At 43.6% G+C, this 20,901-nt stretch carries 18 protein-coding genes, 1 pseudogene and 1 riboswitch; of the genes and pseudogenes, 12 read left to right on the forward strand and 7 right to left on the reverse strand.

What is annotated here, in order from left to right:
• Positions 1-131: 131 nt before the first annotated feature.
• Positions 132-1,307: an IS110 family transposase gene (locus T515_RS13880; RefSeq protein WP_036609367.1), complete on the reverse strand. Its 1,176-nt coding sequence runs from the start codon at positions 1,305-1,307 to the stop codon at positions 132-134.
• A 309-nt stretch (positions 1,308-1,616) separates the two neighbouring features.
• Here T515_RS13880 and T515_RS13885 point away from each other — a divergent pair, with 309 nt between their 5' ends.
• Complete coding sequence (locus T515_RS13885) at positions 1,617-1,799, forward strand: hypothetical protein (RefSeq protein WP_155988387.1); 183 nt, start codon at positions 1,617-1,619, stop codon at positions 1,797-1,799.
• An 82-nt stretch (positions 1,800-1,881) separates the two neighbouring features.
• On the opposite strand, the gene T515_RS13890 is transcribed toward T515_RS13885, so the two are convergent.
• From T515_RS13890 to metF, 3 genes and pseudogenes are all read right to left on the reverse strand, one after another.
• Entirely contained in the window at positions 1,882-4,545 is a 2,664-nt protein-coding gene (locus T515_RS13890) for a homocysteine S-methyltransferase family protein (RefSeq protein WP_036612454.1), read from the reverse strand.
• Between the two features lie 169 nt (positions 4,546-4,714).
• On the reverse strand, positions 4,715-5,506 hold the full coding sequence (locus T515_RS13895) for a vitamin B12 dependent-methionine synthase activation domain-containing protein (protein ID WP_036612456.1): 792 nt from the start codon (positions 5,504-5,506) through the stop codon (positions 4,715-4,717).
• 269 nt (positions 5,507-5,775) lie between these two features.
• Positions 5,776-6,640 (reverse strand): annotated as a pseudogene (metF, locus tag T515_RS13900) (methylenetetrahydrofolate reductase [NAD(P)H]).
• Between the two features lie 385 nt (positions 6,641-7,025).
• On the opposite strand from metF, the gene T515_RS16825 reads away from it, so the two are divergent.
• From T515_RS16825 to T515_RS13935, 7 genes are all read left to right on the forward strand, one after another.
• Positions 7,026-7,592 carry a hypothetical protein gene (locus tag T515_RS16825; protein ID WP_051671765.1) on the forward strand — a complete coding sequence of 189 codons (567 nt, stop codon included), beginning with the start codon at positions 7,026-7,028 and terminating at the stop codon, positions 7,590-7,592.
• A gap of 252 nt (positions 7,593-7,844) precedes the next feature.
• Positions 7,845-8,039: a hypothetical protein gene (locus T515_RS17440; RefSeq protein ID WP_155988388.1), complete on the forward strand. Its 195-nt coding sequence runs from the start codon at positions 7,845-7,847 to the stop codon at positions 8,037-8,039.
• Positions 8,040-8,160: 121 nt separating this feature from the next.
• The gene (locus T515_RS13915; protein WP_036612460.1) at positions 8,161-8,466 is read left to right on the forward strand and encodes a type II toxin-antitoxin system RelB/DinJ family antitoxin; all 306 of its coding nucleotides are present in this window, start codon (positions 8,161-8,163) and stop codon (positions 8,464-8,466) included.
• The gene (locus T515_RS13920) at positions 8,463-8,783 is read left to right on the forward strand and encodes a type II toxin-antitoxin system RelE/ParE family toxin (protein WP_036612462.1); all 321 of its coding nucleotides are present in this window, start codon (positions 8,463-8,465) and stop codon (positions 8,781-8,783) included. Before T515_RS13915 ends, T515_RS13920 begins: the two co-directional genes overlap by 4 nt.
• A gap of 135 nt (positions 8,784-8,918) precedes the next feature.
• Complete coding sequence (locus tag T515_RS13925; RefSeq protein WP_278245427.1) at positions 8,919-9,869, forward strand: MATE family efflux transporter; 951 nt, start codon at positions 8,919-8,921, stop codon at positions 9,867-9,869.
• A 352-nt stretch (positions 9,870-10,221) separates the two neighbouring features.
• Positions 10,222-10,902, forward strand: coding sequence for a flavodoxin family protein (locus T515_RS16830; RefSeq protein ID WP_051671766.1), 681 nt, complete (start codon positions 10,222-10,224; stop codon positions 10,900-10,902).
• A 5-nt stretch (positions 10,903-10,907) separates the two neighbouring features.
• Positions 10,908-11,657 (forward strand): helix-turn-helix domain-containing protein, encoded by a 750-nt coding sequence (locus T515_RS13935; protein WP_081832843.1) that lies wholly within the window; start codon positions 10,908-10,910, stop codon positions 11,655-11,657.
• A gap of 102 nt (positions 11,658-11,759) precedes the next feature.
• Here T515_RS13935 and T515_RS16835 read toward each other — a convergent pair whose 3' ends face one another.
• Both T515_RS16835 and T515_RS13945 read right to left on the reverse strand, forming a co-directional pair.
• Complete coding sequence (locus tag T515_RS16835; RefSeq protein ID WP_051671767.1) at positions 11,760-13,184, reverse strand: bifunctional folylpolyglutamate synthase/dihydrofolate synthase; 1,425 nt, start codon at positions 13,182-13,184, stop codon at positions 11,760-11,762.
• 287 nt (positions 13,185-13,471) lie between these two features.
• Positions 13,472-14,062, reverse strand: a complete 591-nt coding sequence (locus tag T515_RS13945) for a folate family ECF transporter S component (protein ID WP_036612467.1) — start codon at positions 14,060-14,062, stop codon at positions 13,472-13,474.
• 55 nt (positions 14,063-14,117) lie between these two features.
• Positions 14,118-14,218, reverse strand: a riboswitch (THF riboswitch).
• 252 nt (positions 14,219-14,470) lie between these two features.
• Between T515_RS13945 and T515_RS13950 the strand changes: the two genes are divergently transcribed.
• Entirely contained in the window at positions 14,471-15,424 is a 954-nt protein-coding gene (locus tag T515_RS13950; RefSeq protein ID WP_036612470.1) for a hypothetical protein, read from the forward strand.
• 170 nt (positions 15,425-15,594) lie between these two features.
• Here T515_RS13950 and T515_RS13955 read toward each other — a convergent pair whose 3' ends face one another.
• Positions 15,595-16,869 carry a DUF3810 domain-containing protein gene (locus T515_RS13955; RefSeq protein ID WP_051671768.1) on the reverse strand — a complete coding sequence of 425 codons (1,275 nt, stop codon included), beginning with the start codon at positions 16,867-16,869 and terminating at the stop codon, positions 15,595-15,597.
• A 275-nt stretch (positions 16,870-17,144) separates the two neighbouring features.
• Here T515_RS13955 and T515_RS13960 point away from each other — a divergent pair, with 275 nt between their 5' ends.
• The 3 genes from T515_RS13960 (at position 17,145) to T515_RS17200 (ending at position 20,817) form a co-directional block, all read left to right on the forward strand.
• Entirely contained in the window at positions 17,145-18,530 is a 1,386-nt protein-coding gene (locus T515_RS13960; RefSeq protein ID WP_051671769.1) for a M14 family zinc carboxypeptidase, read from the forward strand.
• 413 nt (positions 18,531-18,943) lie between these two features.
• The gene (locus T515_RS13965) at positions 18,944-19,147 is read left to right on the forward strand and encodes a hypothetical protein (protein WP_036608937.1); all 204 of its coding nucleotides are present in this window, start codon (positions 18,944-18,946) and stop codon (positions 19,145-19,147) included.
• A gap of 2 nt (positions 19,148-19,149) precedes the next feature.
• The gene (locus T515_RS17200; RefSeq protein WP_081832698.1) at positions 19,150-20,817 is read left to right on the forward strand and encodes an IS66 family transposase; all 1,668 of its coding nucleotides are present in this window, start codon (positions 19,150-19,152) and stop codon (positions 20,815-20,817) included.
• Positions 20,818-20,901 lie beyond the last annotated feature (84 nt).

Here is a 20,901-nt window from a genome sequence, read left to right on the forward strand (position 1 = left end):
TGAGGTGACAAACTATTAGTAGTCAATAGGTTTTAGAGAAAATTTGGGATTAATTGACTTGAGGGTAACTTTAATAAACCATCTGAATATACCGTATTTCAGATGGTGGACGGATCAGATATTATTTGAAATTAGCGTGATTTCTGAGAATTGAAGTCTATGTTTTGTTTTTCTAAAGCAAAGATTACTCGTATGAGTTTCTTTGCAACATGGGTTATAGCTACCCGATGAGGTTTACCTTCATGACGCTTCTTGGCATAGTAAGTTGCAAAAGTCATATCGAAGCGAATTAAAGGAAGACAACAGTTTAGCAAGACATATCGCAATGGAGATGATCCGTGCTTTACCATCTTTCCACCATGGGATTCTGTACCTGAATCATTTACGCTTGGCTCAATGCCAGCAAATGCTAGCATCTGTGCTGGTGATGAAAAATTGGAAATGTCTCCGTATTCTGCGTAGATTACTGCCGCAGAAATAGGACCAATTCCTGGAATGGTCATGAAGTGAGGACGAACTTCGTTGATGAGCCTTATAATCTCGCCTTCAAGCGAATTTATTTCTTTGACTAAGGATTTGAAAAGGGATAGTAAACTTTCAAGTTCGACATCAAATATGGAATTATTGATGCCAACAGTATTAGTAGCTAAACGCTTCAACTCAAGGAACTGTTGAGGAGAAAACTTACCATGGGATATGCGACGGATTTCATTATAGTCAGTTTCATTCATGGCAGACATGTTTTCAGCAGAGCCGTAGTTTTCTAATAGATATAGAGCTGTTTTAGAAAAACGTTCATTAAAGAATGGCTTAAACTCCGGAAATGTATGGTCAAGAACATTAGTGAGTTTAACAAGATATAAAGATCTTTGACGGACTAACCTATCGCGAAGACGGGTTAATGACTTTAAAGAATAAGAGTGATAAAATCCTTTTGAATGGGGTTTGTACTCAACAGTCATTAACCATCGAGCAATAGATTCACAGTCAACAGAATCGGTTTTTGTACGCCTTAGAGTGGTTGATTTTTTATATTCCGATATCAAGACTGGATTTACTTCCATGAACGTTAGCGAGGCGTTTTCAAGGAAAAGCTCAAGATTTAGGGCGTAATGAGATGTTGATTCAAACCCTATTCTTATGTCCTCGGGAGAGGATAAAGAGTTAATAGTTGTGAATAGTTGATCAAATCCTTCTTTATTGTTTTTAAAAGTGAATTTAGCAACTACAGATTGATCGGCTGCAGCTATAATGCAGCAATCATGTTTGTACTTGGAAATATCAATTCCAGCAAAATACATAGACATTAGATATAACCTCCTGATTATTATAGTTGGCACTGTTGTCTACCACAGAGAGATCGACTGTGTAATCACGTAAATCTAAACGTCAAGCGTTAACAAACTAATTACCAGTATTAGACGAAAAGCTGTGGTCTGAGTCACCTCACACCAGTCAAAGCTGTATTGATTTAGAAACAGATCCACAGTGCCTAAATAAATATATCAGAAAAGGATTAGAAATAGCCCAGAGAACCTGGGAGAAAGGAATAATCCAATCACTTTTCTAATATGATTGGATTATACGTGATAGATTTGTGTACGTATGCAACGGCTATGGAGAATAAAGGAATAGAAAAAGAAAAGGAACGTGGACTCGAAGCACTTGTACGGAGTTTAAAGGTATATATCAGCGACTTTGATGCACTTTATATGGCAGTAATAAAAAATGAAACCTATAAAAGAGTATCAAAAGAGGATGTCATGAAGTATTTTAGTGAGACTCCTGTACAAGGTTAAAGTATGCTATGGCTTTTATTATAGGATATGTCTGATATCAGAGGTATGATGATTAATAATATTCATTTTAAGGGACTGCTGTTTACAGCAGTCCCTTTTCACACAGTTCATCCGCATATCTCACGGTAGTCATGGCGTCCCGGCCGTAGCAGTCGGCGCCGATTTTGTCGGCGTAGTCCTGAGTCATAACGGCACCGCCCACTGCGATTCTGCAGTCGGGCTTTTTTTCCCGGAGCTGTTTTATGGTTTCTTCCATGTTTACCACAGTTGTTGTCATGAGAGCGGAGAGTCCCACGAGTTTTACATCCTGCTGAATTGCGGTTTCCACCACAGTCTCGGGAGGAACGTCCTTTCCGAGGTCAATGACATCGTAGCCGTAGTTCTCCAAAAGAACCTTCACTATATTCTTTCCGATGTCATGTATGTCCCCTTTTACTGTTGCCAGTATGACCTTGCCCTTTGATTCCTGCTGACTGTCGCACATGGATTCCTTGACTACAGTGAAAGCGGCCTTTGCGGCCTCAGCTGCCATAAGGAGCTGAGGCAGGAAGAGAGTTCCCTTTTCAAAGCCCTTTCCGACGATATCAAGAGCCGGCACCAGATCCTGATTGATGATATCGAGAGCAGACCTTGTGAGCAAAGCCTCTTTTGTTGCGGCGGCAGCAGGTTTTGCCATGCCGCGCTCGATGGCTTCCATGAGCTTTGAGTGATAGCCCTGGGCGCTGTCGGAACCGACTTGGGATGCAGCACCAGATGAAGATAAATCAGATGAAGCGCCTGTAGAAAAACCGGAGTTTCCCGGTGAGCTGTTTCCCTCTGTGCCTGAAGTTCCGGAAGGAATTCCTATTCCCGATTTAGAGGAAAACCCTCCGCTTGGTGCCCCGAAGGAAGCATTACCCCCGCCTAGGGGACTGCCGGAGGACTTAAGGTCTCCGGCTGAAATGCCAAGTGCATTGAGAACCCGGGAGCGGCAGGCATCAACAGCCTCTGAAACCCGCTTGTCCGGTGTTTTGTAATTCTGATAAGCTCCGATAAAATCCATGAAGTTCTCGTCCTGAGCGGTGAGGGCGCAGAAACTCCGATATGCCTGCATCATAGCCTGGTTGTTAGGGTTTATGATGGCACAGGACAGTCCGTTTTGGAGAGCCATGGCGAAGAAATAGGAGTTCACAAGCTCTCTTGCGGGGAGACCGAAGCTGATGTTGGAAACTCCCAGGATGGAAGTTCTGTGTAACTCGTCCCGGATACGGCGAATGGTCTCCAGCGTAACCAGGGCACTCTTTGGATCACTTGATATGGTCATGCAGAGCCCGTCAATGACTACATCTTCCTTTCTGATGCCGTAGGATGCCGCCGTATCATAGATTTTCTTTGCGATGCGGATTCGTCCGTCGGCAGTATCGGGAATTCCATCTTCATCAAGACAAAGTCCCACGATGACTCCGCCGTACTTCTTCACAAGAGGAAATACGCTGTGCATTACTTCCTCTTTGCCGTTTACGGAATTTATGAGGGCCTTTCCGTTATAATGTCTAAGTGCCCGTTCCATGGCTGAAGGGTCTGAGGTATCTATCTGGAGAGGGAGAGCAAGCACGCTTTGAAGTCTGGTGATGACCTCGTCGATAAGTTCTGTTTCGTTAATCTCGGGAGAGCCTACATTAACATCCAGAACATGGGCGCCGGCATCCTCCTGCTGTAATCCTTGGTCAACGATGTAGTCAATATCATGTTCGATAAGAGCCTGCTTGAATCTTTTTTTTCCGGTGGGGTTGATGCGCTCGCCTATGATCACTGGCTTTGCACCTCCGCCTATTTCCACAACCTGAGAGAAGGAGGATATCACTGTGTGCTCCTCGGGCACAGGGGCATGGAAAGGAAGAGCGGTAACGGCTTCGATTTCCTTTTTGATATATTCCGGTGTGGTTCCGCAGCATCCGCCGAGCCCTGTGGCGCCGATTTTTGCAATGGTGCGCATGAAGCCTGCAAATGTTTCTGCATCCACGTCGTAAACAGTCTTTCCATCCACGGATTTCGGAAGACCGGCATTGGGATTTACAAGAACCGGAACATGGGCAGCCTTTACCAGACGCTCTACTATAGGAATCATCTGCTCGGGTCCAAGAGAACAGTTGGTTCCCAGACCATCAACACCGAGTCCCTCCAGCATGGCAACGGCAGATTCGGGAGTGCCGCCGGTAAGCATTTTTCCCGAAGCGTCGAAAACACAGGTAATGAGAACAGGAAGGTCACAGTTTTCCTTTGCGGCGAGAACTGCGGCTTTTGCCTCGTATGAGTCATTCATAGTCTCGATGAGGATAAGGTCCGCGCCTTCACGGGCTCCTATACGGACAACCTCCGAAAAGATATCTACCGCATCATCAAAAGAAAGGTCACCCATGGGTTTAAGTAGTTTCCCAGTGGGACCTATGTCGAGAGCGATGTAGGAATCATCTTCACGACCTGAAATGCGGCGGGCTTCCTTTGCAAGACCTACGGCAGCTGAGACTATCTCATCCAGATTGTCGGGAAACTTCAGTCTGTTGGCGCCGAAGGTGTTGGTATTGAAGATATGGGAGCCTGCTTTCAGGTACCCAAGGTGCAGGTCGATGATGTCATCCGGGTGGGTCAGGTTCCAGGTCTCTGGCAGTTCTCCGGGCTGAAGGCCCTTTGACTGAAGAATGGAGCCGGTACCGCCGTCAAAAAATATCCATTCTTTTCCTAAACGTTCCAGTATATTTTTACGCATTGAAAAGTCTCCTTAATTTTGTTTTCTTATTCAGAAAGAAGCACTATATTCTGTAAATGTGTTTGAGCAGATGCAGTTTAGCTGCATCAGTGGATAATGCGAATAAGAGTAATATGAGCTGATATAAATAAAGCCACAGCAGGCTTGTAAAGCAGTGTCAGTTTTTTAGTTAACAGTGTCTGTAAATGCAATCGGAAGCCATACTGCACTGGGTGCAGGAGGTTTCCGGAAGAGTATTGCGGCATATCTTTTTCGAGCCTGTGGATTCTTTCGCAGATAGTCCGGTGGCTTCCAGGGGATTCACGACATCGGCAAGGTAAGCTTCATCATTTTCCGTCGAGCTTTCTCTGGCGGCGGAAAAAACAGTCGCTATGGTAGCTTCAGCTTTCACGCATCCGATAAATGCAGTGATGGATTTACTCGGAACCATGAGGAGAGTGTCCGTAAGACTGATGCCGCACCATTTCTGCATGTCGAGAATTCTTGCAAAGTCGGTCTGGAGTTGAAGAGGCAGGTCTCCATAGCCTGGAGAGTATCTGGGGCGGAGTCTGAAACCATTTTTTTCCTCCAGAGTCCTGATTTTTTCTGTTTCCGAATCGGCAAAGGCCTCCACCATCTCGGCGCCTGCCGCCTGATATATGGCGGCATCCATGATGCTTGTTACTTCACTTCGCTTTATGAGCTGGTCAATGCCTAAGCCCACAGTTGCGGCGAACATATAAGCTTCTTCACAGCCCTGAAGGTTCCTGTACAGGTTCTTTGATCTTATGGTAAGTCCCGCTATATGAGTTATATCGGGAGCATCCTGTGATATGGGAAACTTCCGATAAAAGCATCTTGGTGAGGCAGCAGCCTGCATTTTTTCTACACAGAGCCTTATCCTTTCGTCTATCTCAGGTGTGGGAGTGATGTTCCGGTACCCGAGAAACCGGTATATTTCTTTGGTTCGTAATTCAATCATAGGTGTATATGTGCTTTGAAAGTGTTTCTCGCGAAATCCATACTGAATGATATTTCAGTAAATGCTGTAAAAAGTGCATATTGAAGCCCACTTTCATTGATATATCAAAAGTGCCGCGACCATTTGGCAACGGCACTGAAAAATCAGATAAAGAGTTTAATTTCATAGAGTGAACATTCTCAAAGACAAACTATATAGAGGAAGTTTTTGAGACATATTTGTTTTGGTTAATAAATATACTGTTCAGACTGTGAAATGCTATGATTTTCTTAAATCTTCAGAATCTCCGAAAGATTCTTCTGGATCGCTTCAGCCACATCAGGCTTATTCATGGAATAGACGTGTATGTGCTTTACGTCATTGGCAATGAGGTCGATTATCTGCTCTGTGGCGTAAATGATTCCGGCCTGCTTCATGGCTTCCGGATGGTCGCCGAACTTATCAACTATTTCCTTGAAGCGGGTTGGAACAGTGGTTCCGGAAAGTGCAACGGTGCCGGCCCAGCTGCTTTGCATTGGTGATAGGCATTATTCCTGCAAGTACAGGTACGCGAATGTCGTTTTCGCGGAGTCTGTAAAGGAAGTTGAAGAATTCGGCATTGTCAAAGAACATCTGAGTGGTGAGGAAATCAACACCGGCATCGACCTTGAGCTTCAGGTTCTTAATGTCTTCGTCCTTGTGAGCACACTCAACATGACCTTCAGGATAGCAGGCGCCGCCGATGCAGAAATTTCCGTGGGCCTTTATGTCTGCAATAAGCTCGGAAGCGTAGTGATAATCATCATGAGGAGTTCCGTCCTTCGGGATGTCGCCGCGGAGAGCCATGATGTTTTCGAAACCGTTCTCCTTGAACTTCCGGAGCATATTGTGAACATGCTCCCTGGTGGAGGATACGCAGGTGAGATGTGGGAGAACCTCGACTCCGTGCTTGTCACGGATATTCTTTGCGATGTTCAATGTAAACTCTGAGGTTCCGCCGCCTGCTCCATAGGTCACGGACATGAAACTCGGGTGAAGAGTGGCAACATCTTCAGTTGCCTGCTGTACTGATTCAAAATTCTCGATCTTTTTCGGTGGGAAAACCTCAAATGATAATGTTACCTTGCCGCTGTTTAGTATATCGATGATTCTCATAGTTTCCTCGCTGATTTGAAATATATTGATTTAAGTGAAAATTGTCCGGTGTCGACATTGGCACTCACACTTATTTATTAATCACAGTGAATTTCACACGTGCAAAAAATGCATCTTTCGACTAATTAATACTATTTAATCACATCGTCAAAACAATTCAAAATATATTAAATTTAGTAGCGGTTATAGATACAGTTTATTGCACTTCGGGTTTAGGTTGAAAATATATGAGAATCGCTGGAACACTTTACGCGGAAGGATTCGATGTTGCCTTTTAACACTCACGTTATTTATATTTTTGATGAAAAAAATTTTCAAAAATTAATGACAATATAAAAATTGGATTATAATAGACATATTAAACGATATGGTATAGGAGGTAACTATGAAAAAACGAATCTGGCTTCTGACTCTGGGGTTGGTGATTATGATGAGTACCTGTGCATTTGCCGGGGAATGGGTGGAGGATATCTGTGGGATGATGTATCTTGAGGATGATGGTACTTTCACTGCAGCCACCTGGAAGGAGATCGACGGCAAATGGTATTTCTTCGGAGGTGACTGGGGAGCAATGACGAACCAGTGGGTAGGACAGTATTATCTTGGCGAGGACGGAGCGATGCTTACCAATGCATATACTCCGGATGGCTATTATGTAGGCGCTGATGGTGCACGTGTGGGAAATCCGGTCGATCCGGCTGATACCTCCGCTTATGTGGGAGTATGGAAGAAAAACGACAGTCCGATACTGGTTTATGTTACCGATTGGCCGGGAGAAGCTGGAAGTCTGTCTTTGGAAAACGATACCAATGGTACTACATTTAAGATCATTCCAACAAATAATCCGGGATTCTTCACAGATGTTCTTGGGGATGTATATTATCTATTTTCCGGTGATATACTCACAGAGGTCAATGCACAGAATAATGTCAGATTTACCAAAGTAGGGTGATACTTTTTCGGCATTAACAATTAAAAAAACGGTGTAAAGCAGACAAATTACGAGTTGTGATTTGTCTGCTTTCATTTTAGTGATATTCTTATAACTGAGTCTGACAAGTTGCTAAGGTTATATAAGAATAAAGGCTATACGTTTATTACATTTACACCTTCACAATTTGTTTCTAATGGAATAGATCATTATTCTGCTAATATTAATTCTCATCAAGTTATAGGACAAGAGTTCGATAATGTGGTTATTATTATGGATAATAATTTCAGGAATAGTGATGACGGCGATTTGGAAGGAAAAGAGCATCCTAATCCTGATTATTTGTTCCCAAGACTATTCTATCAAAATATATCACGGACAAGAGAACGTCTTTGCATTATAGTTTTAAATAATCCTAAGATGTTTAGGAAGCTTTTGATGATAAAAGAAAATGAAATGATAAGATAGCTTTTTGCAGAAATTAGATTGTGCAAAAGACAATTAGAATCGACATTCAGTGAAAAGATATAAATGCATCTTGAAATGTAACGTAAATCGCGTTACAATAAATAAAAAGGAGTTGATACGTATGGAGAAAACAGCAACACTCAATTTACGAGTTAATCCTACAACGAAAAAATCAGCTGAAGACGTGCTTTCACGTCTTGGAATTCCTATGTCTACGGCTATTGATATGTATTTAAGACAGATTACGCTCACAGGAGGAATTCCTTTTAGAGTTTCATTACCTCAGGCACCGGATGCTATTAATGCGGATCTTATGACGACTGCAGAGATTCATACAAAATTACAGGAAGGCTTTGAGGATATTGAAGCTGGACGAGTACAGGATGCAAAGTCTGCATTTGCAGCTTTTAGAGAGAGCCACAGATGAGAGAATATCCTGTAAAAATAACTGAAAAAGCATTGGGTGATATGGATGGGATATATGAGTATATCGCATTTAATTTACAATCACCGGAAAATGCTATGGGGCAGTATAACAGAATAGCTGATCGTGTACTTGAGCTTGGCTTCTTTCCAGAGAAATTCAGACTGGTAGATTTTGAACCGGAACGCTCACAAGGACTTAGACGAATGCTAGTAGATAATTACTCGGTATTTTATGTATTCAAGGAAGAGCTTGTCACGGTAACTAGAGTATTATACAGTGCCTCTGATATTGAAAAGCGACTGAAAGAAGACAATTAAATTCTGGTTGCATTTTGGTTGCAAAAAGTTATAAAAAGCAAAAAAATCGATGGAATAAATGTAAAACCACAACAACATATAGCTAAAAAAGAAAATCAATCTAACTAGATGTTGATGCTTTTCTAGATATACAATCTGGCTGATACATGGTTTGTTGGGAGAACAAATAATCCTTATATGGTGGCATCCTGTTCACTGGTGCTTCCTGTATATATGCTGACTATCGTTATTTCCAATATATTCGGAGCCGGCGGTGGAACATTGATAGCACGTCTCATAGGAAAAGGTGAAGACGATGAAGCTTCAAGAGTTTCTGCGGCCTGTATATGGATGGCATTGGGATTAGGTCTTGCGTTCTCTCTGATGTGCTTTTTTGTGATGACTCCGCTCCTTATTTTTTTGGGGGCAAGTGACAACGTGCTTGAGTATTCCAGACAATACATGTTCTTTGTGGTGGTTCTCGGCGGGATCCCGGCGGCAGTCGGCGTCATTCTTTTTGACCTTTGCAATATCGTTATTAACAGACTGTCAGCCTCTTATGGAGACATTGAGCTGGCGGCTATTGGGATCGTTCTGAAAGCCGAGAGACTTCCGCTGAATATAGGAATAGGTATCTGTCTCGGTATGATTCCGCTTCTTGCCTACAATTATTCATCCGGTAACAGGAAACGTATGGATGAGTTTTTCAGATTCGGACGTGCTGTAGGACTGGGAATCGGAATCACCTGTGTGATCCTTTATTATGTTTTCGCGCCGGTCATCATGCAGGCGTTTATCGGAGATGCGGAAACTGTCCGATACGGAACTATGTTTCTCAGGGCGAGATGTTTTGCTACACCCCTTATGTTCCTCTGTTTTTCCATGGTTCATTTTACACAGGCTATCGGTAGGGGTAATGCTTCCTTCTGGATGGCAGTGATACGCCAGATCGTTTTCAATATTCAGATACTTTTTTTGTTTAACAGACTGTTTGGTGTTATGGGTATCGTATGGACACAGATAGTGGCAGATATTTTTACGGTTATAGTTTCGTACATAATATATGCAGGGATAAGAAAGAGTGAAGGCTGGCCTGCTGGTTTATAAATAAATATGACGTCATTTTGGCGCCAATGTAATAAGAAGGTGACGTTATTTAGGCGTCACTTTTTTCTTTTCTGTTATTCTGTACGCTGGAATTATAAGATGCCTGGTTTATGGAGATGTGAGAATCTCAGATTGAAGCTGATTCTACTTTGAGTAGGTGGTCTTTGGCACATACAAGTACTAAGATTTCAGAAGAGGGGAAAAAGTTCCCCTGCAGCGCGCGGTGAAAACTTTATTGTATCTCGATATTCAAGAGATCAATTTGGATTACGGTAGTTATGGCAGATGTTATCTGAGTTGTGTTTATGGAGACACACACAGCTCGGTTTGTGCATGACCTTGGGAGATCAAAATGAAAGTACTTGTATTGAACGGAAGTCCCAAAAAGAAAAGTGACACATTTCGTTTGACGGAAAGCTTTTTAAAGGGACTCAACAAAAAAGAGAAACATGATGTAGACATTATCAATGTCATCGAAAAGACGGTTGCGCCCTGCAGAGGCTGCTTCAAGTGCTGGGAGAAAATGGACGGCCACTGTGTAATGGAGGACGATCAGAATGAGATACTGGATCTCTATACGAAGGCGGATCTTATTATCTGGAGCTTCCCGCTGTATTGCTATTCCATGCCGTCCCATCTCAAGGCAGTTCTCGACAGGACCGTTCCGCTGGTGAAAATGAGGATGGTGGAGGAGCAGGACGGTAGAATTCATCATGAAGCAGGAGCGGATTTTTCGAAGATTCATACACTTGTGATCTGCGGCTGCGGTTTTCCCGACTGGGGCGGGAATTTTGATGGGATCAGAGCGATGTGCAGGCAGTGCTTCTGCGGATTGGACATGGTATGTGTTTCCGAGGCCCCTTTGCTCAATGTTCCCGCCGCCACTGTTGTGGCAGAACCTCTGCTTCAGAAATTCGAAAGAGCAGGTGAGGAGTATGGGGAGACATTTCACCTTTCACCGGAGACAGTGGCAGGACTTGAGACACCCATGATACCGAAGGCTGAGTATCTTAGGAATGTGAACGGAGGTTGAGGAATATGAACCAGTACGTTACAGGTGCAGTTATCAAAGAACTGAGAGAAAAAAATAAAATGACCCAGAGTCAGCTTGCGGAGGAGCTGGGAGTCAGTGATAAAGCTATTTCTAAGTGGGAGACGGCAAAGGGCTATCCCGACATCACCCTTTTGGAGCCCATAGCGGATGCATTTCGTATCTCCGTAACGGAGCTGATCTCCGGAAACACCATTCACAACGAAAATGTATCGGCGAATATGCTCCGGTCAAAATTCTATATCTGTCCGGTCTGCGGTAATGTGATCCACAGTATGGGGGAGGCGGTGATTCATTGTCATGGGATTCAGCTTCTGCCGGCTGAATCCGAGCTGAGTGATGTAGAAATCCGCGGAGCGGATTTCTTTGATGCCTCAAAGCCGGCGGGCTCTCCTCACCCTTCGGGTGGGAGCAGAGACGAATACCATATGGTCTTTGTTGAGCGTGTGGAGGACGAGTATTTCGTCAGGATCGATCACGAAATGAACAAGAACCACTACATTTCATTTATTGCAGCAGTATCACCGGATCGCTGTCAGATTGTGAAGCTTTACCCGGAAGGAGAAGCCCAGGCGAGATTTTCCATCAGCGGTGTGCAGAAAATCTTATTCTACTGTAACCGTGATGGTCTGTTCAGCCATGAGATCATAAAGGGTATTGATGACAAAAAGAGCGGCTACGACGATACACAGGAACGGAGAGAGCTGGAGAAAGCAGCTGCCAGGCTTTTTGGATAATGGGTAATAATTAAGCTTTAATATACCTATTTTTAATTTTATCATTTTGAATTCAATTACATCATTTTTGCAAAAATGATGTAATTGAATTTGGATGAAATTTCAGTTTGCACTGTTCATAACATGTTTCCTGATGTCCGCCACCTGATACAGTGAACCGAAGCAGATTACAGGAGTACTTGTTTCTTTTGCGTGTGCCAATGCCTTGTCCACAGCTTCTGTCACTGAACCTGCGGTGTCAACAGGGCCGGAAAAGTAGGCGGCGATTTCTTTTTTCAGGACTTCGGGATCAAGACCCCGGGCGCTGTAGGGGAGTTCTGTCACGAAGCTTTCCGCAAAGGGAGTGATGAGGCGGAGCATCTCGTGGTAGTCCTTATCCTTCATGACACCCATGACAAAACAGATCTTTTCATGAGGCAGAAATGTTTTTATGGAGTTGATAAGTGCCATGACGCCGTCAGGATTGTGTGCGCCGTCAACTATGAGAACGGGCTCAGTGGAGAGAAGCTCAAAGCGTCCCGGCCATTTGGCATTAAGAAGACCTGTGCGGACTGATTCATCAGAAATTTTATAACCACGGGCACGAAGACAGGAGATGATCTCTAAAACAGCAGAGGCATTTTCTGTCTGATATGCGCCAAGCAGTGGCATTTTAATGTCTCTGAAATTTTTGTAATCAAAAACCTGACAGGACAGATCTCTTGAATGAACAGAAAGTGATGAAGGGTCAGTGATGCAGAAATGGGAAGCTGTATGCTCTGAATTGCCAGCTTTTTCACTGGATTCTGATGTGCAGGAAGAGCTTACGGTGTCAGTGGTCATTTCGGCTTCAGATGTGCAGTTATGCTCATCGTTCAATTCTGAAGTATCAGATACGGGATAAGCTTCTGAATTAACTCTTCTGAATTTCTCAGCGATAACCTCAAGAACAGAAGGCTTCTGATGAAGTACAACTACATCAGAGCCTTTTTTGATGATTCCGGCCTTTTCTTTTGCTATGAGTTCCTCTGTGTCCCCGAGAACCTCAGTATGATCGAGGCCGATGCTCATGATTCCGGCTGCAACTGGTGCGTCGATGACATTGGTGGCATCAAGGCGGCCGCCCATACCGACTTCCAGTACCACGAAATCACAGTTCTGTTCTGCGAAATAGCAGAGAGAAAGAGCGGTTATCAGCTCAAAATCCGTGGGTTCTTCCCGGAGAGTTGAAACTGCAGCGTTTATTTTTCCGGCTATTCTTCTGAAATCTTCGTCAGAGATATAAGCACCATCTATGGAGATGCGCTCGTTAAAGGCGTCAAGATGGGGTGAAACATAGAGACCGGTCCTGTAGCCTGCAGCTGTGAGAACAGAAGCTGTCATGGAACAGACTGACCCCTTTCCGTTGGTTCCTGCTATATGTATGAATTTGAGATCCTTCTGAGGATTTCCCAGCACTTTCATGAGATCCTTCATTCTCTCAAGACCGATCTTCGCGTGCTTCCAGTCTGCTCCGTGAAAAAGTGCTATTGCTTCGTTCCAGTCCATTTTGCTGCCTTTCATTGAGTATCAAAAGTCGATATCGGACCGCTTCGCGCTATGCGCTCTCGCGTTCCTCCCACATTCCGCACTCTCAGGCCGATAAATCGTCCTTTCGTGCTCCATGTGGGGCGTGTCATGAAGTCTATCCTCCACTTTTGTGCAAGCACAAGTGGAGGAAGACTTATGACACTTATATCAAAATATAATCTGGTATTACCGTGAAAAAACTGACTTCCCGGGCTTTTGCCGCGCGGAAGTCAGTTCTGTTTTTTGGTGATGATTCCGTAAAATGCTTATACTGCCAGCAGATTCTTTATATCAGCTCTCTTTAGTACTCCCTGAAGAGCAGAAATGATAATTATCTGTATCGGTGCTGTGACTGCTACCTGCATGGCTCTTGTGGAAAGAAGGCCTGTAAAGCTTGAGCCGTAAAGGATGGAGATCCAAAGAGTGTTCATGAGGAGACTCAGGATGCACTGATTGATGAGGACCGCGATTACGATCCGGATAATCTGTGTCAGGGCAGTTCCGGTAAGAGTGGTTCCCTCAGGCTGACTCTGAGTGTTTCCGAAAGAAAACAGCGGAGCATTGTAATATTTCCTGTAAAGGGCAAAGCCGAAGACCAGTCCCATGAGGACCTGTGTCAATGTAAAGCCCGGGAAATATGAGCCCGTCGGAAATGCTATGGAACCGATGAAGTCACCGAGGCCCCCGACTATTGCGGCTGCCACCGGGCCGTAGAAGATGGCTGCGATGACCAGGGCGGTGAAACCGAGACCTATGCGGACGTTCCACGCATTAAATGAACAAAATCTTGTCAGTACGACCTGAAGAGCGACAAGAACTGAAAGGGTTACGATCATTCTCGTAGAGAACTTTGACATAAAAAAACCTCCTTTGCAGTCCCTGACTACAAAGAAGGTATAGCTCGTCCTTCGCTGCAGCGGGATGCGACGACCGAACCGCACCTTGAAAAGGCTTCGTCCCTCCGACAAACTCCCCGTTCGGAAGGCACTATACGCTCGAGCGTCTACTCTGCTTAAAAATATATTATATTGTGCAAGAAAGAGTGAACCGGAACATAAGCTCGAAAGGAGCAGTCACAGTGCAATGCCTTCTCGATTAGAATTTATATCAAAACCGGCTCTCCGTAAAGTGGATATTTTGATATGTTTCTGTTAAGATAACAGCTGATTCTTAAACAAAAGTTACAAGAGGATCATTTTAACAGGATAAAATCCGTGGATTTAAAATCTACATAAATTGTGCAGGATTTAAGATAGATATTCTATATGAAAAACGAGGCAGGACAGGATATGAGCGGAAAAATAAAAAATCAACTCAGAAACGAGAAAGAAAAACTCAGCAGGATGAGCTTCGGACAGAAAGCTCAGTACATATTTGATTACTATAAGTTCCATATCATAGTATTTATAGTTGCGGTTTCGCTTATTTACTATGTGGTGACAACATTTCTGAACAACAAACCTCTGGCATTTTACGGCATGTTTCTCAATGCTTCCGGTACTGATGTGACTGTAAGTGATGAAGAGCTTGAGAGAAGATTTGCGGCCTATGAAGAGATTTCAACAAAAAACCAAAAGGTAGTCATTGATACCACAGCCACCTTCAATCCCAATGTAAACAGCCAGTACTCCATGGCCCAAAATGCAAAGATCACAGCATTGTTCGCATCCCATGATCTGGATGTTATGGTCATAGATCCGGGAGTTTTTACCTATTATGCACTTAATGGGGCATTTACTGATCTCAGGGATGCATTGGGAGAAATACAGTATAGTAAATATGAGTCTGAGAACAGGATTTACTATATCGACGGTGCGCTTATGGAAAAGCTCAAAAATCTGGATGCGGCTCAGGCAGAAAGCGTTATGGCAGAGGAAAGCGATGCCGCAGCCGGAAAAGTTGAAACAGGTGATGAATCCGGAGAAAAAACGCCGGGAACAAAGAGTCCTGAAGAAGAGACTCTCGACGAGATGGAGCAGCTTGCGGCAGATCTCATGGGCGATCCTGATGTGATATCAAGAGAAGATTTCAGGCTTCCTGATCCCGAAAAAATGGAAGACCCTATTCCGGTTGGCATCATCCTCACAGATGTTTCCGTGATTTCCGAGGGAGGTTTCTTTGCAAGAACCGTACCGGTGTTCGGAATCCCCAAGGTTTCAGACAGGAAGCAGCTTGCCCTTGATTTCCTTCGTTTCCTTGAAGTTGGAACAAAGGAATGAGATAAGTGAGATAGCAAAGGGCGATATCGGACCGTTTCGCGCTATGCCAAACTGGGAACGTCAGCCCATTTAGTTCGCTTCGCCAAGGCTTAGGCTATATGCCAGGTTCCTACGGAATCTGCCACCAGTCATGTGGGGTGTGTCATAACTGAAAAAAAGGTGTCATCTGATCAGTAATGAAGGGTTCCGTTGTCGTTATAGTATACCACCATCAGGTCAACCACGTGTCCGTAGCTGAGGACTCCGCTTGCCTGTCCGTTATACTTTAGATAGGCATCATTGATCTTTTCATGTGCTTCCGCAACTTCTGTTTCGTACTGATCCCAGAATTCGTTGTTGTAGCGCATATCCTGACGGGTGTGGATATTTATCCTGTTGTAGAGCTCGGCAAATTTTTCCGGATTTGCAGTTGCAAGAGCATTACCCGCGTACACCCAGGCGGAAACGTAGCCTGAGTAGTTGAAGTAGGTATCATCCGAGCCGATGGTGGCAAGTATGGCGATGAAATTGGCCTCTTCTTCCTGCATGTATCCACGAAGATGTGAAAGCTCGTGACATACGGTAAAAGGAATATCATAGTACGGAATGTCCCGATTGTAGTTTGCCTCGATGGTGAAGGGCGAATAGACACCTGTTACCTGCTGTATGCTCAGTATCCACGAATTAATAAGAGGCTTCGGAAGAGGATAATGTCCCGAGAGCCGCGGGAATTGTGTGCCGATCTTTTCCATTGCGGCCTGACCTGTTTTGCCTGTGTTTCGGAGATAGGACAGAGATGGCTTTTCCGAAGACCATGATTCTCCCAGAAATGCCCCGTTTTCAAGTTTAACGGGAGAAGTATATAGAGCCTCCCAATCAGAAGAAGAGGTGGCCTCGGTGTACGGGGAAAGTAACTTTAATTCTGAAGCATTTATATTCTCCACCAGATATTCGCACAGCTCTGTCAGAGCTTTCTCGTTGAGTTCCGGAGATACGGAGCTTAAACCGGCTTCCGAAGAGAAGCTTGATCTACGGTAATTTATCCCGCAGTTAAATACATAGAGAGTAAAAAGCAGCGAAAAAATCAGGAACAGATGCAGAAGAAATGCAGATGCTGCTCCGGCGAGCCGCTGTGATTTTGATGGTCCGGTGCGGGGACTTTTCGGTGAAACCGGCAAGGCTGATTGTTGCGGGCCGGTGACACCGGTTTCATCATCCGGTGATTCGATTCTTTTTGAACTGTGTTTTCGGAAGCTTGATGCGATCTGAAATACCAAGTCCCCGGGGATAAAAATCAGCAGGACATAAAACAGTATTTCAACCAGTGAAAATGGCAGAAGTCCTGTGATGCTGCTTATAAAAAGGCTTACGGATCTGTAAACGGAATGAGAGTAGGCATTTGCAAAAACCGAAGATTCCGAGGCGACAGCACTTGCGGCAAGCGCCATAAGATCAAAAATCAGCATAAAGAAATATAGTTTATGTTTTCTTATAAAAACCGTCAAATACATGTCAATAACCGGGTTTGAAAATAGGATATACTAAAGCAAGATTGATAATCACGGACATTTTACTACATTGCGGTCAGGTGGTCAAAATCCGTATGTAAGAGATTCTGAATCCCTTCGGAAGGGTTATGACAATAAGCCGCAGAGTCGCTTTGAAATCGTAAAAAAATCTTTATTCACAGTTTTTTAACTATTGGATATAATAGTCTGCAGTTTTTCGTAAAGAGGTAGGTATGAAACACAGAAGTATTATCGCCATCGCTGCAGCAGCAGTGATCAGTACAAATATATGTATGAGCGCATTGGCCGAGGAGAATCAGGTAAGCGTTACTGTAGCTTCCGAGCCTTCAGCGGTTTCCGGAGATACAGCTTCGGTTCAGACAGAAGCGGAAACCACAGAGCAGATCGTTCCGGCAGTAAGCGCCGAGGAAACACAGAGTGCACAGAGCTCACAGATTCCTGCAGTGACGGCAGCCGAAAGCAGTAATAACGGATCGGAGGCAGCTGTTAACGGAAATGGGACTGCTGAGTTTGGACCCTCAGTTGGCGGTACAGTTACCAGCAGCACAACAACGGAGTTCGGACCTATGGCAGGAGGGACAGCTGAAGTGACTTCATCAGGTTCTACAGGATATGTGTTTGAAAACGGTTTGGGAGAGACATTACCACTTCCATCAGGATTCCATTTTAACAATATAGCTGCATACACTTATCAGAATATGGTGGATGATCTCAGTGTACTTCAGGCCATGTATCCTGAGATGAAGATGGATGTCATCGGGACAACAGCGGATAACCGCAGTCTCTATCATGTTATCGTTGGTGATCCTAACGCAAAGCACAAGATTCTGGTGCATTCCGGTATCCATGCAAGAGAATATATAGTTTGTCAGGTTGTCATGAGAGAGATTGCCTCTCTTCTTGAAATGCAGCAGAAGGGAGCTGTATACAACGGTTGTTCTATTCCTGAACTTCTTAAGAATACATGCATACATTTTGTGCCAATGGTGGATCCGGATGGCATTACCCTGGTACAGGGTGGCGTAGATGCGCTTCAGACTGACGGGGCAAAGATGTCCGTCATGAGCATAGCCAATATGGACGGTGCCCAGGATATGGGCAAGTACGTCCGTACCTGGAAGAACAACATTAACGGTGTAAATCTGAATCGTAATTTCGATGCCAACTGGGAGCAGACACCCTCAAAGGTAGATCACCCTTCATCTATGAACTACAAGGGTACTTCCGCAGAGTCAGAGGTGGAGTCAAAGGCATTGGCAGACCTTACAAGAGCTCTCATGCCTGACAGGACCATAAGCTACCATACTCAGGGAAGAGTCATTTACTGGTATTTCGGAGAAACCGGAAACTATAAGAACGAGGGATATAATCTTGCATCTATAGTTCATAACAATACTAATTACAGTATTTCCGATTCCTGGGCGCCTAATGATGCGGCGGGATTCAAGGACTGGGCTGTTCAGAAGCTGGACATTCCGTCTGTCACCATTGAGTGCGGTCTCGGAACTTCACCGGTTGAAGAAGAGCAGATAGACAGAATATGGGCTGAAAATGACGGTATTCTTCCGGATATCATGATTGATCTTGTTAATAAATGATATATGTGATTTTTCAGGAAAGGCCTGTGGCGAAGATTTTGCCACGGGCTTTCTTTTAATTTTTTAAAAAACAGCCGAAATATAAATATAAGACTTTTGACGTTACTGTTCACACCCCTACTATTTCATATTGTTAAAAATGCTGAATTTAAAAATTTAATTTTCAAAGGATCCGAGACGCTGTTGTGGACAGCCTCTCGGATTTTTTAAATTAACTCCTATATCATCTGTGTAATCCACAATTCGCGGTTTATTCTGGTCCATATGTCAGAAAATGTGGAAATCCATGTCCGATTTTTTCCGGTTTCTGACGAATCATAAGCTTATACACATGTCATTTTGACGGAATGTCAAATCCTTGAAATTCGCGTAAAATCGAGCTTTTTGCTATACTTTTTTCAGGAGTAACAGTCATGGGAAAACAGGAAGAAAAAATTATAGCAATGCAGGAACAGCTAATCAAAGGATATGAGAAACAGATAGCTGGTCTTGAGGAAGAGAATAAATCACTTACAGAGTTAAATGAACAACTGAAAGAACTCTTGGAATTGCAGGAAAAGGAGCTATCGTTTTTTAACGGTATACTTGATAAGGCTAAAAAGAAATTTAAATTTTGACTATGACAAAAACTGATCTTATTGGACAACTTCAGATGCGGTTAAAGGCTGCGTTAACAAAGATATCTGATTTCGAGTCAGGGGAAATATACCAGACTATGAAAGAAGAACATAGAAAGGCTAACCGTGCTTTTCAAAGAACTATAGACCAGAAAAATGCCCGTATCCAGGAACTTACACATATCAATGAAAAGATATGGAAATGGTGTCAGGAAGTCTGTGAAGATCAGGAAAAAGATCATAAGGCAAAGACCAAGGAGCTCATACGTCGTATCCATCAGATTTATGAGCTCTATCTTGGTGCACTCAAAAAGAATGATGAGTTAAAAGAAAAAAACAGTGAACTTCGACAGGCTAACTATGCATTAGCGTCTGAACTTGAAGATGAGCGTGAGAAAAACAAAAAACTGATAGCGCAAATAAACCGGGATTATGAGAATTCTTCAAAACCCTCTTCACAGTCTGTTAATCATAAAAAGATCACAAATAATCGTGAGAAAACCGGTCGTAAACCCGGAGCTCAGCCTGGTCATCAAGGTCATGGACGCAGAAAACTAGCACCAACAAGCAAGATATTTCTCCCTGCCTCATCCGAGATCTTAAATGATCCCGATTACAAGGAAACAAACAAGGAAGTTGTGAAACAGCTGGTTAATATCAGGCTTGTACTTGAGGTGGTTGAATATCGCGCAAAAGTCTATAGAAATTCAAGGACGGGCGAGAAATACCATGCTCCGTTTCCTAAAGGTGTCGTTGATGATGTCAACTATGGAGGAAGTATCAAAGCATTCCTTTATCTCTTGAATAATGATTGTAATGTCTCTATTGATAAAAGCAGCCGTTTTCTGGCAGAACTCACCAACAATCAATTAAATATCTCGAAGGGTATGATCAATAAACTCGGAAAAGAGTTTGCTGAAAAAACCGAAGAAGAGCGAACTGAAACCTTTAAAGAGATGCTTCTTATGCCTGTCATGCATACGGACTGCACAAATGCTCGCTATAACGGTAAAAGTGCATATGTATTCATCAATGTTGCGCCTGATGGAACAGCGCTTTATTTTGCGCGCAAAAAAAAGGGACACGAAGGCGTAAAAGGTACAGTGACAGAATACTATAATGGCATACTGGTACATGATCATGAATCCACTTTCTATAACTATGGTTCAGAACACCAAGAATGTCTGGCTCATATCCTCCGGTATCTGAAAGATGGAATGGAGATGGAACCAGAGAAAACCTGGCACAGATCAATGAGAGAACTTCTCCGGGAAATGATCCATTATCGTAATGAACACGAATCAGATATGGATTCGGAGGTTGTTGCCGATTTCGAGACAAGGTATATGAAAGTGCTGGAAACAGCCAGAGATGAATATGAGTATGTGCCTCCGAGTAAATACTACAAAGATGGGTATAACCTATATTTGAGAATGAGAAAACATTCCAAAGAACATCTTCTGTTTCTTCATAATGTCAATGTACCGAGCACAAACAACATAGCGGAGCGCTTTCTACGTGGCTACAAGCGCAAACAAGGGCAGGTGATGTCTTTCAGATGCTTTGATACAATAACGCATCATTGTGAAGGCAAGAGCGTGCTTGTTAAGATACGGCAAAATGAAGGAGCCAATGTGTTTGATGAAGTGACACAAAGATTTGACTCATAGTTGGCAGAACAGCCGACCCGTTATTACTGAGACTCAGTTTAACGGATCGGCTGTTTTACTACAAGTTCACCTGTGAACAGTAAC

This window comes from Oribacterium sp. P6A1, from assembly GCF_000702885.1.
Lineage (GTDB): Bacteria > Bacillota > Clostridia > Lachnospirales > Lachnospiraceae > Oribacterium.

Excerpts from the sequence above, each read along its gene's own strand:
- T515_RS17440 (WP_155988388.1), top strand. The coding sequence starts at position 7,845 with ATGGATAATAATTTCAGGAATAGTGATGACGGCGATTTGGAAGGAAAA.
- T515_RS13920 (WP_036612462.1), top strand. The coding sequence starts at position 8,463 with ATGAGAGAATATCCTGTAAAAATAACTGAAAAAGCATTGGGTGATATG.
- T515_RS13880 (WP_036609367.1), bottom strand. The coding sequence starts at position 1,307 with ATGTCTATGTATTTTGCTGGAATTGATATTTCCAAGTACAAACATGAT.
- T515_RS16830 (WP_051671766.1), top strand. The coding sequence starts at position 10,222 with ATGAAAGTACTTGTATTGAACGGAAGTCCCAAAAAGAAAAGTGACACA.
- T515_RS13965 (WP_036608937.1), top strand. The coding sequence starts at position 18,944 with ATGGGAAAACAGGAAGAAAAAATTATAGCAATGCAGGAACAGCTAATC.
- T515_RS17200 (WP_081832698.1), top strand. The coding sequence starts at position 19,150 with ATGACAAAAACTGATCTTATTGGACAACTTCAGATGCGGTTAAAGGCT.
- T515_RS13890 (WP_036612454.1), bottom strand. The coding sequence starts at position 4,545 with ATGCGTAAAAATATACTGGAACGTTTAGGAAAAGAATGGATATTTTTT.
- T515_RS16825 (WP_051671765.1), top strand. The coding sequence starts at position 7,026 with ATGAAAAAACGAATCTGGCTTCTGACTCTGGGGTTGGTGATTATGATG.
- T515_RS13885 (WP_155988387.1), top strand. The coding sequence starts at position 1,617 with ATGGAGAATAAAGGAATAGAAAAAGAAAAGGAACGTGGACTCGAAGCA.
- T515_RS16835 (WP_051671767.1), bottom strand. The coding sequence starts at position 13,184 with ATGGACTGGAACGAAGCAATAGCACTTTTTCACGGAGCAGACTGGAAG.
- T515_RS13955 (WP_051671768.1), bottom strand. The coding sequence starts at position 16,869 with ATGCTGATTTTTGATCTTATGGCGCTTGCCGCAAGTGCTGTCGCCTCG.
- T515_RS13950 (WP_036612470.1), top strand. The coding sequence starts at position 14,471 with ATGAAAAACGAGGCAGGACAGGATATGAGCGGAAAAATAAAAAATCAA.
- T515_RS13935 (WP_081832843.1), top strand. The coding sequence starts at position 10,908 with ATGAACCAGTACGTTACAGGTGCAGTTATCAAAGAACTGAGAGAAAAA.
- T515_RS13945 (WP_036612467.1), bottom strand. The coding sequence starts at position 14,062 with ATGTCAAAGTTCTCTACGAGAATGATCGTAACCCTTTCAGTTCTTGTC.
- T515_RS13915 (WP_036612460.1), top strand. The coding sequence starts at position 8,161 with ATGGAGAAAACAGCAACACTCAATTTACGAGTTAATCCTACAACGAAA.
- T515_RS13895 (WP_036612456.1), bottom strand. The coding sequence starts at position 5,506 with ATGATTGAATTACGAACCAAAGAAATATACCGGTTTCTCGGGTACCGG.
- T515_RS13960 (WP_051671769.1), top strand. The coding sequence starts at position 17,145 with ATGAAACACAGAAGTATTATCGCCATCGCTGCAGCAGCAGTGATCAGT.